We start from the raw sequence: 17,515 nt of genomic DNA on the forward strand, positions 1-17,515 counted from the left end.
ACAGGGAATTTGCAGCGCCCATAAAAAAACGGAGCCTTCGAAGGCTCCGTTTTTTATGCAACTGACCGCGAATCAGGCCAGTTTCTTGTGCCGTACACGGTGCGGTTGGGCAGCCGCTTCGCCGAGGCGTTTCTTGCGATCGGCTTCGTACTCGGTGTAGTTACCTTCGAAGAACACCGCTTGCGAGTCGTCTTCGTACGCCAGGATGTGGGTCGCCACGCGGTCAAGGAACCACCGATCGTGGGAGATCACAATGGCGGCGCCCGGGAAGTCCAGCAGGGCTTCTTCCAGGGAACGCAGGGTTTCGACGTCGAGGTCGTTGGACGGTTCGTCGAGCAGCAGGACGTTGCCACCCTCCTTCAAGGTCAACGCCAGGTGCAAGCGACCGCGCTCACCACCGGACAGGTCCTTGACGAACTTCTGCTGGTCGCCGCCCTTGAAGTTGAAGCGGCCCACGTAGGTGCGCGACGGAATTTCATAGTTGCCGATGCGGATCTGGTCGGAGCCGTCGGAAATCTGCTGGAACACGGTCTTGCTGCCGTCCAGGTCTTCGCGGCTCTGGTCGACGCAGGCCAATTGCACGGTTTCGCCGATTTCGATGCTGCCCGAATCCGGTGTTTCCTTGCCCATCAGCATACGGAACAGCGTGGATTTACCCGCGCCGTTACCACCGATCACGCCGACGATGGCGCCTTTGGGCATGGAGAACGACAAGTTGTCGATCAGCACGCGGTCGCCATAGCCCTTGGAGACATTCTTGAATTCGATGACCTTGTCACCCAGGCGCGGACCGGCCGGGATGTAGATCTCGTTGGTTTCGCTGCGCTTCTGGAATTCCTGGGATTGCATTTCCTCGAAGCGTTGCAGGCGTGCCTTGGATTTGGACTGGCGGGCCTTGGCGCCTTTGCGCACCCACTCCAGTTCTTCCTTCATGGCTTTTTCATGGGCCGACTGCTGCTTGGATTCCTGGGCCAGACGATCGGACTTGGCTTCCAGCCAGCCCGAATAGTTGCCCTCGTACGGAATACCCGCGCCGCGGTCGAGTTCCAGGATCCAGCCGGCGACGTTGTCGAGGAAGTAACGGTCGTGCGTGATCGCAACCACGGTGCCCGGGAAATCGTGCAGGAAGTGTTCGAGCCAGGCGACGGAGTCGGCGTCCAGGTGGTTGGTCGGTTCGTCGAGCAGCAGCATGTCCGGGGCGGACAGCAGCAGGCGGCACAGGGCTACGCGGCGTTTCTCACCGCCAGACAGGTGTTCGACCTTCGCGTCCCAGGCCGGCAGGCGCAACGCATCGGCGGCGACTTCCAACTGGCGCTCCAGGTTGTGGCCATCACTGGCCTGCAGGATCGCTTCAAGCTTGGCCTGCTCAGCGGCCAGCTTGTCAAAGTCGGCATCCGGATCGGCGTAGGCGGCGTAGACCTCGTCCAGGCGCGCCTGGGCGTCCTTGATCACGCTGACCGCTTCCTCGACCACTTCACGCACGGTCTTGGTCGGGTCCAGCTGAGGCTCCTGAGGCAGGTAGCCGATATTCAGGTCCGGCATCGGACGGGCTTCGCCGTCGAATTCGTTATCGACCCCGGCCATGATTTTCAGCAGCGTGGACTTACCCGAGCCGTTGAGGCCCAGCACGCCGATCTTGGCGCCGGGGAAGAACGAGAGTGAAATATTTTTCAGGATTTCCCGCTTCGGCGGAACAACTTTGCTCAGCCGATGCATGGTAAAGACGTATTGAGCCATGGTGAACCTAGCGTCAGTGACAGGTGAAAAGAACGAGCCAGGCCATGCGCGGCGCCGGCACTTGATGGTCATCAATGCCTGCGGGCGGATAGAGCCTGGGAATCTGGAGCTGGAACGCTCTTGTTTGACCGGCAAAGCTACCTCAACCGTCGGTCAAGGTCCAGCCGCCAGGGACTGGCACTTTGCCACAAGTCAAGGCATGCTAGCCGCCCTTCGGGCGTCCGGCTTATAGTGCGTGTCGCGCCAGTCCAGCAAACCGCAGGATTACAGCTTGTCCAACGTCACGCCGCCCCTGTCCCCACGCGCACCGACTGCTGTGCCCGGCTCCCCCCTGCGCGGGACACTGAAGAGCGCACTGGCCACGCTGGTGCTGCTGTTGCTCGGATTGCTCTTCTGGCAGTTGCTCGACCAACTGCGCGAAACCCAGCAGCAACAGCGCCAGTACACCATCGAATACACCGCCGACCTGGCCGCGCAAGTCAGCCTGAACATGGCCCTGAACGCGCAAATCGCCCTCAATCTGCTACCGATCGTCGAGCAACCGCAAAGTACCGACGAACAGCAGGCCCTATTGCGCAAACTCCAGCAGTCGTTGCCCGATCTACGCAGCCTGGCGTTGCTGAGCCCGTCCGGCAAGGTGCTCAGCGACAGCGACCCCGCCAGCCGGGACGCCGACTACCTGGGTGAACTGGTACGCCGCAGCCGTGCCCAGGCGCACTATTTCAGCAATGCCGAAGACGGCTCCGTGGTGCATCTACTGTTGCATCAGGCCACCGGTAGCGGCCGGGGCTACTGGGCCCTGCGCCTGACCCCGAGCTTTTTCTCGACCCTGACCAAACAGGCCGATGTGGGCCTGCGCCCGCTGTGGCTGGTGGAAAACCGCCTCACCCAACAGATCATCAGTCGAGACGAGGGGCTGCCCTCGGCCAACGCCACCCGTCTATCGCCGGATGATCTGAACAACACGGTGCTGACCGTGCCCTTGAGCAGCAGCGACTGGCAACTGCGCGGGCTGTTCGACCGACGCCAGGTGCTCGAACAACTGCTACCGGCCTTCATCGGCAAATGCCTGCTGGGCCTGGCGTTTTCGCTGTTGCCGGTGATCGCGCTATTGAACATGCGCCGGCGCCAGCGCCAGTTGCACGAAGGTCGTCGGCGCTACCAGGATATTTTCGAAGGCACCGGCGTGGCCCTGTGCGTGCTTGACCTGTCGGGGCTCAAGGCATTTTTTGAGCAGGCCGGCCTGCACAATGGCGATCAATTGCGCGCCTGGGTGGAACATCCGCACCAGCTCGAGCAACTGCGCCAGGAAATGCACGTCACCGAAGTCAATCAGATGGCGTTGAAGCTGCTCAACGTCGACACCTGCGAGCAGGCCTGGCAATTGCTGGTCGGCAAGGGGCAAGAAGGCAACAACCCGATTGGCTCGAAACTGCTCGAAGCGCTGCTCGACCCGCACAAACAACTGGAACTGGAAATCAAGCTCCAGGATCCCCACGGCCGCGATCAACACCTGTGGCTGGTCCTGCGCCTGCCGGAAAAACAGCAAGACTATAACGCCGTCATCCTCAGTATCAGCGACATCACCAGCCGCAAACTGATCGAGCTCTCGCTGCTTGAGCGAGAAGGCTTCTGGTCCGACGTGGTACGCACCGTGCCGGATCATCTTTACGTGCAGGACGTCATCAGCCAGCGGATGATCTTCAGCAACCATCACCTGGGCCAGACCCTGGGGTACGACCGCACCGAACTGCAACAGATGGGCGAATACTTCTGGGAAATCCTGCTGCATAACGAAGACGCCGATCATTACCACTGCCTGCGCCAGCAGCAACGGCAGGCCGGTTATGCCCAATTGCTGCAATGCCAGCTGCGCTTTCGTCATCGCAATGGCAAATGGCGGCGCTTCGATATTCGCGAGCAAGCCCTGGCCCGCGACCACTACGACCAGGTGACACGGATCATCGGCGTGGCCAAGGACATCACCGAACAGATCGAAGCCAGCGAATCGCTGCGTGACAGCGAACAACGCTACCGGATGCTCGCCGAAAGCATCAGCGACGTAATTTTCTCCACCGACAACAAGCTCTCGCTCAACTACGTCAGCCCATCAGTGCAAGCCGTGCTTGGCTATAACGCGGACTGGATCTTCCAGAACGGCTGGCAATCGACCATCGCCAATCCGCAGCAATTGACCGGCATCTATGCCCTGATGGAGCGGGTCAGCAAGGCCCTCGACAGTCCCGAGCAACTGGCCGAGCTGCGCAACCAGCTGCAGACCCAGCTGTTCCTGTTCGACTGCCTGCGTGCCGACGGACGCAAGATCCCCATCGAATTGCGGCTGGTGCTGGTGTGGGATGAACACGGCGCATTCGAAGGCGTGCTCGGCGTGGGCCGCGACATCAGTCAGCAGCGGCGCGCTGAAAAAGACCTGCGCATGGCCGCCACGGTATTCGAGCATTCGACCTCGGCGATCCTGATCACCGACCCGGCCGGCTATATTGTCCAGGCCAACGAAGCCTTCAGCCGTGTCAGCGGTTATGCGGTGTCGCAAGTGCTGGACCAGTTGCCCAACATGCTGACCGTCGACGAGCAACAGGAAGCTCACCTGCGCTACGTGCTCAAGCAGTTGCAGCAGCACAGCACCTGGGAAGGCGAAGTCTGGCTCAAGCGGCGCAATGGCGAGCACTACCCGGCGTGGGTCGGCATCACCGCCGTGCTGGATGACGAAGGCGACCTGGCCAGTTACGTGTGCTTCTTCAGCGACATCAGCGAACGCAAGGCCAGCGAGCAGCGGATCCATCGCCTGGCCTACTACGACGCCCTCACCCACCTGCCCAACCGCACGCTGTTCCAGGATCGCCTGCACACCGCGTTGCAATCGGCCGAGCGGCAGAAGAACTGGGTGGTGCTGATGTTCCTCGACCTGGACCGCTTCAAACCGATCAACGACTCCCTGGGCCACGCCGCCGGCGACCGGATGCTCAAGGAGATGGCCACGCGACTGCTCGGTTGCGTCGCCGATGACGACACCGTGGCGCGCATGGGCGGCGACGAATTCACCCTGTTGCTGCAACCGCGCGCCAGTCGCGAGATGGCACTGAACCGGGCGATTACCGTGGCCGAACAGATCCTCGCCAGCCTGGTCAGGCCATTCGTGCTCGAAGGTCGGGAGTTTTTCGTCACCGCCAGTATCGGTATCGCCCTGAGCCCTCAGGACGGCAACGAGCTGAGCCAGTTGATGAAAAACGCCGACACCGCCATGTATCACGCCAAGGAGCGCGGCAAGAACAACTTCCAGTTCTACCAGGCCGACATGAACGCCAGCGCCCTGGAGCGGCTGGAACTGGAAAGCGACCTGCGCCATGCCCTGGAGCAGAATGAGTTCGTGCTGTATTACCAACCGCAGTTCAGCGGCGATGGCAAACGTTTGACTGGCGCCGAAGCCCTGCTGCGCTGGCGCCATCCGCGACGCGGGTTGGTGCCGCCGGGGGACTTCATCCCGGTACTGGAGGAGCTCGGGCTGGTGGTGGATGTCGGTGACTGGGTCATCGACGAAGCCTGTCGGCAACTCAAGACCTGGCACCAGGCCAAGGTCCGGGTGCCGAAAGTCTCGGTCAATATTTCGGCCCGGCAGTTCTCCGACGGCCTGCTCGGCACGCGCATCGCCAACATCCTGCGCAGCACCGGTCTGCCGCCGGCTTGCCTGGAGCTGGAACTGACCGAAAGTATCCTGATGCGCGAAGTCAGTGAGGCGATGCAGATCCTGGCCGGGCTGAAGAACCTAGGCCTGAGCATCGCCGTGGATGACTTCGGCACCGGTTATTCGTCGCTCAACTACCTCAAGCAATTCCCCATCGATGTGCTGAAGATCGACCGCACCTTTGTCGACGGCCTGCCGTCCGGCGAGCAGGACGCCCAGATCGCCCGGGCGATCATTGCCATGGCCCATAGCCTCAACCTGGCGGTGATCGCCGAGGGCGTCGAGACCCACGAGCAGCTGGACTTTCTGCGCGAGCATGGCTGCGATGAAGTCCAGGGCTACCTGTTCGGCCGGCCGATGCCGGCCAATCGGTTTGAAGCGCAGTTCAGCAATGATGCGTTGTTCATGCTTGACTGAAAGCTTGTGGTGGCTGGGCGGGCCTCTTCGCGAGCAAGCCCGCTCCCACAGGGGGAACGCATTTCAAAATGTGGGAGCGGGCTTGCTCGCGAAGGGGCCGATCCGGGCACCGCTGAACGCTGCTTGAATCCCATTCGTCCGCGACATGATGTCCTTTCATATGCCTTCCAAAACCGGTTGGGTTAGAATGCCTCCCTTTTCTGCCCCCGATCCTTGAGGACCGCCATGTTCAGCCGTGATTTGACTATTGCCAAGTACGACGCCGATCTCTTTGCCGCCATGGAGCAAGAAGCTCAGCGCCAGGAAGAGCACATTGAGCTGATCGCTTCGGAAAACTACACCAGCCCTGCGGTGATGGAAGCTCAAGGCTCGGTACTGACCAACAAATACGCCGAAGGCTACCCAGGCAAGCGCTACTACGGCGGTTGCGAGTTCGTCGACGTGGTCGAGCAATTGGCCATCGACCGTGCCAAGGAACTGTTCGGTGCCGACTACGCCAACGTCCAGCCCCACGCCGGTTCCCAAGCCAACGCTGCCGTGTACCTGGCGCTGCTGTCGGCCGGTGACACCATCCTGGGCATGAGCCTGGCCCACGGCGGTCACCTGACCCACGGCGCCAGCGTTTCCTCCTCCGGCAAGCTGTACAACGCTATCCAGTACGGCATCGACGGCAATGGCCTGATCGATTACGACGAAGTCGAGCGTCTGGCCCTCGAGCACAAGCCGAAAATGATCGTGGCCGGTTTCTCTGCCTACTCGCAGATCCTCGATTTCCCACGCTTTCGCGAAATCGCCGACAAGGTCGGTGCCTATCTGTTCGTGGACATGGCCCACGTAGCAGGCCTGGTTGCCGCCGGCGTCTACCCGAACCCGGTGCCGTTCGCCGACGTGGTCACCACCACCACTCACAAGACCCTGCGCGGTCCACGTGGCGGCCTGATCCTGGCTCGCGCCAACGCCGACATCGAGAAGAAGCTGAACTCCGCCGTATTCCCGGGCGCCCAGGGTGGCCCGCTGGAACACGTGATCGCAGCCAAGGCGATCTGCTTCAAGGAAGCCCTGCAACCTGAGTTCAAGGCTTACCAGCAACAAGTGGTGAAAAACGCCAAGACCATGGCCGGCGTGTTCATCGAGCGCGGTTTTGACGTGGTGTCCGGCGGTACTGAAAACCACCTGTTCCTGCTGTCGCTGATCAAGCAAGACATCTCCGGCAAAGACGCTGACGCGGCGCTGGGCAAGGCGTTCATCACCGTGAACAAGAACTCGGTGCCAAACGACCCACGCTCTCCGTTCGTCACCTCGGGCCTGCGCTTCGGCACCCCAGCCGTGACCACCCGCGGTTTCAAGGAAGCCGAGTGCAAGGAACTGGCCGGCTGGATCTGCGACATCCTGGCTGACCTGAACAACGAAGCAGTGATCGACGCCGTTCGTGAGAAGGTCAAGGCTATCTGCAAGAAGTTGCCGGTATACGGCGCTTAATCAGCCCGCCAGACCGTAGTTAAAAAGGCCCGCATCGAAAGATGCGGGCCTTTTTTATTAGTCGTTAACCCGACAAGGCCAATTAACCAAGTTATCCGCACTCACATGCAACGCTCGCCACCGCACTTAACTTCCTGCAATACAGATAACACCACCGACAATCAATAAACCAATAACATCCACCTCGTTCCACCTCATAATTCAATACAGGATTCAATTATCACATGGACAGTGAACACTCTTTTCATGCAACACTTAATATGTTTGACGCCCACGTAAATCTACTTGAAACGCTGCATGGCAAACCCGCGATGGCGACCGTCAGTTCATTCAGCGGTGGATTCTTTACCGGCAAACCGCAAACCCATGATCACTCACACCTGCTCGGCATGCGCGCCGAAGCCCAGGCCGTGGACTGCATCCCATTGATGCTGCATTTCCAGCCTACGCCCAATGGCTACATCCTGACCCTGAAAAACCCCGGGGAATACTATAACAAACTGATTAGCAAGAGCTGGCTTGAAGTGCTTGGCGCACAGAATTCAAACACTGTTAATCCGACGCGTTTCATCCTTATCGATCATCAACAAAACATCATCACACGAAAAAACATCAACACCCAGCACACCCCCATCTCGCTCATGACCGCGACTAATAAATATGTCGGCGGATTAAGAATGCGCGGGTCGCCTTATATTTATCTTGCCGAGACCGAAGAAAAGTCAAAGATAACTTTCATCTTGAGCCTGCGTGAAGGAGTGTAGGGTCCGCCCAAAAACATAAAACCAGGTAGCCCCTGTGACGAGAGGTTTGTCCCCTCGCCCCAGGGGCTGCGTCAGGTTGACCGGCTGCAAAATTTTTTATTGGAAGAAAAGGCTCAAGCATAGGGGTTTCACCCAACTGGTAAGACCGGTCAAGCCAAAACCCTACAATTCAGCTTGCATCCCCTGAAAAACAGCGCCTAGACTGCGCCTGCACTGGACAAACCGGTAAGACCACAATAATGAAGTCCTGACGCCAACGGCCCCAGCGCCGACGAACAAGGACACCGAACCAGGAATCCCTCCCATGCTCAAATGGTGCTCGCGGTCGATCTTCCTTCAAGTTGTCCTCGGACTGGTGCTCGGCATCGTCTGCGGGCTTACCCTTCCCGAATACTCTGCACAGCTCAAACCCCTCGGCGACGGCTTTATCAAGCTGATCAAGATGCTCATCGGCCTGATCGTGTTCTGCGTGGTGGTCAGCGGTATCTCCGGTGCCGGTGATCTGAAGAAGGTCGGACGCATCGGCCTCAAGTCGGTCATCTACTTCGAAATACTCACCACCATCGCCTTGGTCCTCGGTCTGGTGCTTGCCTTCAGTACGGGCATCGGCAGCGGGGCGAACATTCATCTGGAACAGCTCTCCAGCGCCGACATGGGTGATATCGCCCAGCGCGGCCAACACATGGTCACCACCTCTCAGTTCCTGATGAACCTGATTCCGAGTTCGGTGATCGGTGCGTTCGCTGACAACAACATTCTGCAGGTGTTGGTGTTCTCGGTATTGTTCGGCAGTGCGTTGAATCTGGTGGGCGACGCGGCTTCGGGCATTTCTCGGTTGATCAACGAACTCAGCCACGTAATCTTTCGCATCATGGGTATGATCGTGCGCCTGGCCCCCATCGGAGTCTTCGGCGCCATTGCCTTTACCACCAGCAAATATGGCCTGGACTCACTGCAGCACTTGGGCAGCCTCGTCGGTCTGTTCTACCTGACCTGCATCGCTTTTGTCGCGGTGATCCTGGGCGTGGTCATGCGTGCGTCGGGCCTGCCAATGCTGCCGTTTCTCAAATACCTGCGCGAAGAGTTGCTCATCGTCCTCGGCACCGCTTCGTCCGACGCGGTGCTGCCACAGGTCATGCGCAAGCTCGAGCACCTCGGGATCGGCAGCTCCACGGTGGGCCTGGTGATTCCGACCGGCTACTCGTTCAACCTGGACGGTTTTTCGATCTATCTGACCTTGGCGATTGTCTTCATCGCCAACGCGACCGGCACGCCCCTGGCCATGAGCGATCTGTTGACCATCTTGCTGGTGTCGCTGATTACCTCCAAGGGTGCCCATGGGATTCCCGGCTCGGCGCTGGTGATCCTGGCCGCCACGTTGACCGCGATCCCGGCGATCCCGGTGGTCGGCCTGGTGCTGGTGTTGGCCGTGGACTGGTTCATGGGCATCGGTCGCGCACTGACCAACCTGATCGGCAACTGCGTGGCCACCGTGGCGATCGCCCGCTGGGAAAAAGACATCGATGTCCCGCGGGCGCGCAAGGTGCTGTCCGGCCAACAAGGCTATACCTTCCAACCCCGTAAACCGGTGGGCAGCGCCCATCATCAGCAATTCTGAAAGACCGCGATGCCGGCCCCTGAACCGGCATCGCCTGATTGATTTTCAAGGAGCCACATGTGATCAGTTCATCAACCGTCGTCAATTCCGTGGTGGAGAAACTCCGCGCCGCCCTCGCCCGGGGCCAATGGCGTTCGGGCGACATGCTGCCTGGCCAGCGTGAACTGGCCGAGCAACTGGGCATCAGCCGGCCAAGCCTGCGTGAAGCGGTGATTGTGCTGGAGACCCTGGGGCTGGTGCGCTCGATGCCCGGCAAGGGCGTGGTGGTGCTGGAGGCCACGGTCAGCGATACGGCCAGTGAAGGCAGTGCCATGGCCGGCGCGAGCCTGGAAGACGTGCTGCAACTGCGCTACACCCTGGAGCCCTTCATCGTCGGCCTTGTCGCCCAGTCCATCAGCAGCAAGGAGGTCGGCCAGTTGCGCCTGACCCTCATGGACATGCGCGAAGCCCTGGAAGCCAACGACAGCGACGCCTGCGCCAATGCTTACATCGCTTTTCATGAAGAGCTGTTTGCCCTGACGTCCAACCCGATCTTCCAGAATGTGGTCCAACAGACCAGCAACGCCCTCAAGCAAAGCGCCGATGTCTTGCGCAATTCGCCCGAACACCTGGCCGAGCGCCTGGAAGAGAACGAAGCCGTGGTGCGCGCCATCCGTGGCAAAAACAGCGCCCAGGCCAGCGCCGAAATGCGCCGGCACATTCTCAGGGAAGGCCAGCGCATGGGCATCGAATTGAATATTCCGGACGACAACCTCGGCACTTGAGCCAAGGCTTGCGGAGACCGCCATGAATACTCTCGTTTCCCATCAACATAACCGCAACGTGCTGGCGGCCCTGCCCTTGCCCGGCCGGATCGGCAAACCGTCGGTGGACGATATCTACCCGCGCATCTTCGATGCCATCCTCGAACAACGCATTGCTCCGGCCAGCCGTTTCACCGAAGAAAGCCTGGGGGATGTATTCGGTGTCAGCCGCAGCATCATTCGCCGGGTGCTGGCCCGTCTGTCCCACCAGCAAGTAGTGATCCTGCGACCCAACCACCGGCCACAAGTCGCGGCGCCGGACCTGGAGCAAACCCGGCAGATCCTGCACGCCCGGCGCCTGACGGAACAAACCCTGGTGCGCCTGGCCTGCAAGACGCCGCAACCGCAGGATCTACGGCGCCTGCGGGAGCTGGTGGAACAGGAACAGCGTTGCCTGGATCGCGGCGAGCGCGGCCCGGCGATACGTCTGTCCGGCGAGTTTCACCTGCAATTGGCGGCCATGGCCGGTAACGCGCCATTGGCGCAATTCCTCGGTAGCCTGGTGCCATTGACCTCGCTGGCCTTGGCCCGGCACGAGATAAAGTCCCGCAGGCATTGCGCCTGGCAAGAGCATCTGGCGATCGTCGAGGCCGTGGAAGGCGGTAATGCCAATGAAGCGGCGCGGCTGATGGACGAGCATCTGGACCATCTGGAGCAAAAGCTGAAGATCAAATAGCTGTTGTGGCGAGGGAGCTTGCTCCCGTTCGGTTGCGCAGCAACCGCCAAAAAGCGAGGGCGGCTACGCCCCCCAGCGGGAGCAAGCTCCCTCGTCACGAGAAGGTCTTTAGCCGCACATTGTTGATGGTCGCAGGCAAAGCGTCGTCAAAGTAGGATGGCTTCGAAGCCTGCGCGGATTTTTTCCTCGGGCAGCTCGTCGGCGATGAATACGATCACGCTTTCCCGGGGTTCATCCGGGGCCCATTCGGTGTCCCAATCGAAACCGTACAGCTTGAGCACGCCCTGGAACACCAACCGCCGGGGTTCATTGGCGATGTTCAACACGCCCTTGTAGCGCAGCAACTGCTTGCCGTGCTCTTCCAGCAACTGGTTCATGAACTCGCTGAGCTTGTCGATATCCAGCGGTTTGTCGGTGCGCAGCACGAGGCTGCTGATGCGGTCGCCAGGGGTGGCCTTGCCGACCGGGCGCAGACTGAACCCCGCGCCCAGGTCGGCATTGAGATTGAAACCACGGATGTCGAGCAGCTCGGCCAGATCGATCTTGCCGTGTTCAACCACCCTGATCGGCGCCCGTCGGTTGATGCGCGTCAGACGCTCGCCAAGGACCTCGACCTGGGCCGCGTCCACCAGGTCGGTCTTGCTCAGAAGCAAGCGGTCGGCGAACCCGACCTGAGCCTGGGCGATGGCCTGTGCCAGGTGGACATCGGCGTGAGCAGCGTCCACCAGAGTCAGGATCCCGTCGAGTATGTAGCGCTCGCGCAGGTCCTCGTCGATGAAGAAAGTCTGGGCCACCGGCGCCGGGTCAGCCAGGCCGGTGCACTCGATGACCAGGCGATCGAAGGCGATCTCGCCGCTGTCCAGGCGCTCCAGCAGCAAGTACAGGGCCTTGGTCAGATCGGTGTGGATGGTGCAGCACACGCAGCCGTTGGCCAGTGTCATGACTTGCACCGGCTCGTCGCCCAGCAATTGGGTGTCGATACCGGCATCACTGAATTCGTTCTCGATCACGGCGATTTTCAGGCCGTGCTCGGCCTTGAGCAGATGACGCAACAGCGTGGTCTTGCCGGCGCCGAGGAAGCCGCTGAGGATGGTGACCGGGATGGGAGAGGACAACATGGTTCTCCTGTTTCGAAATTAAAAGAAGACCACAAGGGTTCTGTGGCGTATGCAAATGCTGAAACCAACCCAAAACAACTGTGGGAGCGGGCTTGCTCGCGAAAGCGCTGTGTCAGCCACATTATTTGCTAACTGACACTACGCCTTCGCGAACAAGCCCGCCCCCACAAGGGTTACATCATCCACCTGCAATCAGCGGATCAACAGCACTTGGGCCCACCCTTGCCACCGTAACGGGCCTCCTGGCGCTCTCGAAAGAACGCCTCGTAGTCCATCATCGGCTTGTCCGGGTGCTTGGTTTGCATGTGCTCGACGTAGTTGTCGTAGTCGGGCATGCCGACCATCAGGCGCGCGGCCTGACCGAGGTATTTACCGAGGCGACTCAAGTCATTGAACATCGTTGCAATCCTCGTTTCAGGCGTCCGGCACAGCCTGGAATGGCGCTTCTTTATCCGTGCGTTCCTTGCTGCCCCAGGCGGCGATGCCGACCTTGAGCGCGTAGAACAGGATGCTGAAGACCACGAACAGGAACAACACCGTCAGCGTTGCGTTGGTGTAGGCGTTGAACACCACGTGCTGCATCTGCTCGATGCTCTTGGCCGGGGCCAGGATCTGGCCGGCGGCCAGGGCATCGTTGTATTTGCGCGCCAGGGCCAAAAAGCCGATCGCCGGGTTGGCGTCGAACAGCTTGATCAGGCCCGCCGTGGTGGTGCAGATCAGCAGCCAGACGGCCGGCAACATGGTCACCCAGACGTAGCGCTGGCGCTTCATCTTGATCAGCACCACGGTGGCGAGCATCAGGGCGATACCGGCCAGCATCTGGTTGGAGATGCCGAACAGCGGCCACAAGGTGTTGATGCCGCCCAGCGGATCGATCACGCCTTGATACAGCAGGTAACCCCACAGCGCCACGCAACCAGCGGTGGCGATCAGGTTGGCGGTCCAGGATTCGGTGCGCTTGAGCGCCGGCACGAACGAGCCGAGCAAATCCTGCAGCATGAACCGCCCGGCACGGGTGCCGGCGTCCACTGCGGTGAGGATGAACAGCGCTTCGAACAGGATCGCGAAGTGGTACCAGAACGCCATGGTGTTCTCACCCGGCAGCACCGAGTGCAGGATCTGCGCGATACCGACCGCCAGGGTCGGCGCACCGCCGGCGCGGGCCAGGATGGTGGTCTCGCCGATGTCCTTGGCCACCGCTTGCAGCGCTTCGGGGGTGATTGCAAAACCCCAGCTGCTGACGGTCTGCGCCACGGCCACCACGTCACCGCCGACGATCGCCGCCGGGCTGTTCATGGCGAAGTACACGCCCGGCTCGATCACCGAAGCGGCGACCATGGCCATGATCGCCACGAACGACTCCATCAGCATGCCGCCGTAGCCGATATAGCGGGCGTTGACTTCGTTATCCAAGAGCTTGGGCGTGGTGCCCGAGGAGATCAGCGCATGGAACCCCGAGACCGCGCCGCAGGCGATGGTGATGAACAGGAACGGGAACAGCCCGCCCTTCCACACAGGTCCCGTGCCGTCGGTGAACTGGGTCAGCGCCGGCATTTTCAGCTCGGGCATGGTGACCAGGATGCCGATCGCCAGGGCGACGATGGTGCCGATTTTCAAGAATGTCGACAGGTAGTCCCGTGGGGCCAGGATCAGCCACACCGGCAGCACCGCCGCGACAAAACCGTAGCCGATCAACATCCAGGTGATCTGGATCCCGGTGAAGCTGAAGGCCTTGGCCCAGACCGGGTCGGCGGCGATCTGCCCGCCCAGCCAGATCGAACCCAGCAGCAACAGCACGCCGATGACCGAGATTTCACCGATGCGGCCCGGGCGGATGTAGCGCATGTAAATGCCCATGAACATCGCGATCGGGATGGTCGCCATCACCGTGAAGATCCCCCACGGGCTCTCGGCCAGGGCCTTGACCACGATCAGCGCCAGCACCGCGAGGATGATGATCATGATCAGGAAACAGCCGAACAGCGCGATGGTGCCGGGGATGCGGCCCATTTCTTCCCGGACCATGTCGCCCAGGGAGCGCCCGTTGCGGCGGGTGGACAGGAACAGGATCATGAAGTCCTGCACCGCACCGGCCAGCACCACGCCGGCGATCAGCCAGAGCGTACCGGGCAGGTAGCCCATCTGCGCCGCCAGCACCGGCCCGACCAGCGGCCCCGCGCCGGCAATGGCCGCGAAGTGGTGGCCGAAGAGAATGTGTTTGTTGGTCGGGACGTAGTCCAGGCCATCGTTGTTGAGCACCGCGGGGGTGGCCCGGAGCGCATCGAGTTGCATCACGTTATTGGCGATGAAGAGGCTGTAGTAGCGGTAGGCGACCAGGTAGATGGCCACGGCTGCGACGACGATCCATAAGGCGTTGATCGCCTCACCTCGGCGCAATGCCACGACGCCCAAGGCGCACGCGCCTAAGACGGCCAGCAGTAGCCAGGGTAGATGGCGCAGCAGGCTATTATTGTTTTTCATTTTTATATTCCGGCCAGTGTGGACAAGAAAGACAGCCACCGGAGTTTAGCGCTAACCGGAGCAAAGGCCATACCTGACATTCGTCTGCCACCGGCCCAACGGTGACGATGGCGCGCCAGTTGGGTCTATAGTCAATCAATCTCCAGAAAGGAATACGTAATGAGCGAACGCCGCCGCTTCGTACGAATCGAGTTCCATGCCAGGACCGAGCTGATTCAGGGCCAGTACAAATGGCCAGTGGAATTACTGGACCTGTCCCTCAAGGGCCTGCTGATCAAAAAGCCCGAGCCTTGGCTGGGTAATCCCGAGAAAACCTTTACCGCCGACATTCACCTGAGCAATGAGGTGGAATTGAAGATGGACGTTCGGTTGGCCCACGACGACCATGGCCACCTGGGCTTCGTCTGCGAGCATATCGACCTGGATTCCATCGCTCACCTGCGCCGGCTGGTGGAACTGAACCTGGCCGATCATGATGAGCTGGAGCGGGAGTTGGCGGCGTTGATCCAGATCTGAAAACCCTGACACAGCCTGTGGCGAGGGAGCTTGCTCCCGCTGGATTGCGTAGCAGCCCCAAAAGCAGCGACTCAATCAGCCTGACACACCGAGACGCAGATTTCAGGTCTGCTGCGCAGCCCAGCGGGAGCAAGCTCCCCCGCCACAGGAACCGCACAGGCCTTGGGGTTATTCGAACAGCGCATCCAACGCCTGTTCCAGACGGGTCACCGCGATAATCTGCAACCCCGGCGGCGCTTCCTTCGGCGCGTTGCCCTTGGGCACGATGGCGCGTTTGAAACCGTGTTTGGCCGCTTCCTTGAGCCGCTCCTGGCCACTGGGCACCGGCCGCACTTCGCCCGACAACCCGACTTCACCGAACACCAGCAGATCATGGGGCAACGGACGATTGCGCAGGCTGGACATCACCGCCGCCATCAACGCCAGGTCGGACGCGGTCTCCAGCACCTTGACCCCGCCGACCACGTTAAGGAAAACGTCCTGGTCATGAGTAGGAATCCCGCCGTGTCGATGCAGGACGGCCAACAGCATCGCAAGCCGGTTCTGATCCAGGCCCAAGGTGACCCGGCGCGGGTTCGCCAGGTGGCTGTCATCCACCAGGGCCTGAACTTCCACCAGCATCGGTCGGGTCCCTTCCCACGTTGCCATGACCACGCTGCCCGGTACTTCTTCCTGGGCCCGCGTCAGAAAAATCGCCGAAGGGTTGGAGACCTCTTTCAGACCTTTGTCAGTCATGCCGAACACACCCAGCTCGTTCACGGCACCAAAGCGGTTTTTCACGGCTCGTAACAAACGCAGGCGCCCATCGGATTCGCCCTCGAAATACAACACAGTGTCGACCATGTGCTCCAGCACTCGCGGTCCCGCCAACGCGCCCTCCTTGGTCACGTGGCCCACCAGGAAAATCGCCGTGCCGCTCTGCTTGGCGTAACGCACCAGCAACGCCGCACTTTCGCGCACCTGAGACACGCCGCCCGGCGCCGACTGCAGTTGTTCGGTGAAGATTGTCTGGATCGAGTCGATCACCATGACCTTGGGTTTTTCCAGACGCGCCGTGGCAATGATGGTTTCGATGCAAGTCTCGGTCATGACCCGCAGTTGGTCCTGGGGCAACCCCAGGCGCCGGGCACGCATGGCGACTTGTTGCTGGGATTCCTCACCGGTGACGTACAACGCGGGCATGCGGGTGGCGAGGTTGCACAAGGTTTGCAGCAGGATGGTGGATTTGCCAATGCCCGGGTCGCCGCCGATCAGCACCACCGAGCCGTCCACCAGACCACCGCCCAACACGCGGTCCAGTTCACCGGAGGCGGTGGAAAAGCGTGGGATTTCTTCAACGCTGACTTCAGCCAGGGTCTTGATCTGCGCCTGCTGGCCGGCCCAACCCGTACGACCGGTGGGGGCCGCCGCACCGCCGCTTTCCACCATGGTTTCGGTCAGTGTGTTCCAGGCCCCGCACTCACTGCACTGGCCGGCCCATTTGGGAAAGGTCGAACCGCACTCGGTGCAGCCGTACATGCGCTTTGCCTTGGCCATCTGAACTCCGGGGTAAAAACCGCGATGATAGCCCACGCAGGCATCAGCGAGGGGCCGGCATTCTGATTTCACCCTTGGCCAGATCTGCCGCCGTATTGCCCAACGGGTCCTGGGCCTGCAGGTCGGCGCCCTTGGCCTGCAAGGCATCGAGCAACTCGGCGCGCTTGAACAGGCCGGCGTACATCGCAGCAGTTTGCCCGGCACCGTTGCGCTGGTCCGGGCTGCAATCGGTGGACAACAAACGGCGGGCAATCTGCACTTCGCCCTTGAAAATGGCGCCCATCAGCGCCGTATTGCCACGCTTGTCCTGGGCGCAGGCATCGGCGCCGGCGGCCAACAGCTGCTCCACCGCTGGGCCGTGACCGTGATACGCGGCCAGGATCAGCGCGGTGTAGCCCTTTTCATCCTGGGTGTCGAGCGAGTAACCGGCCTTGATAAAGGTCTCGAGCATCGGCACGTCGCCCCGGCGAGCGGCGTCGAAGTAATAATTTTGCAACTGCTCTTGTACAGCAGCCGGGTCGGTGGGCACGGGCTGATCGGCCCATACGCCCAATGACCAGGTTGCGAGCATCGAAAACAGGAAGTTACGCAGCATGACGTCTCCTTGGCGCAAGGCTGTAGATGCAGGGTTGTGGGCGCATGGCTTGCCCGCGATGCAGACGACTCG

General features: G+C 60.9%; 13 protein-coding genes. 7 read left to right on the plus strand and 6 right to left on the minus strand.

What is annotated here, in order from left to right; translation table 11 throughout:
- Positions 1–72: 72 nt before the first annotated feature.
- The gene (ettA, locus tag ACWNZ1_RS24460; protein ID WP_135847259.1) at positions 73–1,737 is read right to left on the minus strand and encodes an energy-dependent translational throttle protein EttA; all 1,665 of its coding nucleotides are present in this window, start codon (positions 1,735–1,737) and stop codon (positions 73–75) included.
- A gap of 271 nt (positions 1,738–2,008) precedes the next feature.
- Between ettA and ACWNZ1_RS24465 the strand changes: the two genes are divergently transcribed.
- From ACWNZ1_RS24465 to ACWNZ1_RS24490, 6 genes are all read left to right on the plus strand, one after another.
- Positions 2,009–5,857, plus strand: coding sequence for a sensor domain-containing protein (locus ACWNZ1_RS24465; protein WP_265072397.1), 3,849 nt, complete (start codon positions 2,009–2,011; stop codon positions 5,855–5,857).
- Between the two features lie 225 nt (positions 5,858–6,082).
- On the plus strand, positions 6,083–7,336 hold the full coding sequence (glyA, locus tag ACWNZ1_RS24470) for a serine hydroxymethyltransferase (RefSeq protein ID WP_135847261.1): 1,254 nt from the start codon (positions 6,083–6,085) through the stop codon (positions 7,334–7,336).
- A 224-nt stretch (positions 7,337–7,560) separates the two neighbouring features.
- Positions 7,561–8,100: a hypothetical protein gene (locus tag ACWNZ1_RS24475; RefSeq protein ID WP_256453768.1), complete on the plus strand. Its 540-nt coding sequence runs from the start codon at positions 7,561–7,563 to the stop codon at positions 8,098–8,100.
- A 304-nt stretch (positions 8,101–8,404) separates the two neighbouring features.
- Positions 8,405–9,718, plus strand: coding sequence for a C4-dicarboxylate transporter DctA (locus ACWNZ1_RS24480; protein WP_256453769.1), 1,314 nt, complete (start codon positions 8,405–8,407; stop codon positions 9,716–9,718).
- A gap of 59 nt (positions 9,719–9,777) precedes the next feature.
- Positions 9,778–10,482, plus strand: coding sequence for a FadR/GntR family transcriptional regulator (locus ACWNZ1_RS24485; protein WP_256453770.1), 705 nt, complete (start codon positions 9,778–9,780; stop codon positions 10,480–10,482).
- 22 nt (positions 10,483–10,504) lie between these two features.
- Positions 10,505–11,197 (plus strand): GntR family transcriptional regulator, encoded by a 693-nt coding sequence (locus ACWNZ1_RS24490; RefSeq protein WP_135847265.1) that lies wholly within the window; start codon positions 10,505–10,507, stop codon positions 11,195–11,197.
- A 146-nt stretch (positions 11,198–11,343) separates the two neighbouring features.
- Here the strand turns inward: ACWNZ1_RS24490 and yjiA are convergent, their stop codons facing one another.
- The 3 genes from yjiA to ACWNZ1_RS24505 form a co-directional block, all read right to left on the minus strand.
- Positions 11,344–12,312 (minus strand): GTPase, encoded by a 969-nt coding sequence (gene yjiA, locus ACWNZ1_RS24495; RefSeq protein ID WP_265073117.1) that lies wholly within the window; start codon positions 12,310–12,312, stop codon positions 11,344–11,346.
- A gap of 203 nt (positions 12,313–12,515) precedes the next feature.
- Positions 12,516–12,713, minus strand: a complete 198-nt coding sequence (locus ACWNZ1_RS24500) for a YbdD/YjiX family protein (RefSeq protein ID WP_003182142.1) — start codon at positions 12,711–12,713, stop codon at positions 12,516–12,518.
- Between the two features lie 16 nt (positions 12,714–12,729).
- Entirely contained in the window at positions 12,730–14,796 is a 2,067-nt protein-coding gene (locus tag ACWNZ1_RS24505) for a carbon starvation CstA family protein (RefSeq protein WP_135847266.1), read from the minus strand.
- 159 nt (positions 14,797–14,955) lie between these two features.
- Here ACWNZ1_RS24505 and ACWNZ1_RS24510 point away from each other — a divergent pair, with 159 nt between their 5' ends.
- Positions 14,956–15,312: a PilZ domain-containing protein gene (locus tag ACWNZ1_RS24510; protein WP_135847267.1), complete on the plus strand. Its 357-nt coding sequence runs from the start codon at positions 14,956–14,958 to the stop codon at positions 15,310–15,312.
- 168 nt (positions 15,313–15,480) lie between these two features.
- Here ACWNZ1_RS24510 and radA read toward each other — a convergent pair whose 3' ends face one another.
- Together radA and ACWNZ1_RS24520 are read right to left on the minus strand one after the other, a co-directional pair.
- On the minus strand, positions 15,481–16,848 hold the full coding sequence (radA, locus tag ACWNZ1_RS24515; protein WP_025215580.1) for a DNA repair protein RadA: 1,368 nt from the start codon (positions 16,846–16,848) through the stop codon (positions 15,481–15,483).
- Between the two features lie 43 nt (positions 16,849–16,891).
- A complete protein-coding gene (locus ACWNZ1_RS24520) occupies positions 16,892–17,443 on the minus strand; it encodes an ankyrin repeat domain-containing protein (protein ID WP_406550152.1) in 552 nt (183 codons plus the stop codon).
- Positions 17,444–17,515: the final 72 nt, after the last annotated feature.

This window comes from Pseudomonas sp. CFBP 5748 (assembly GCF_053850495.1).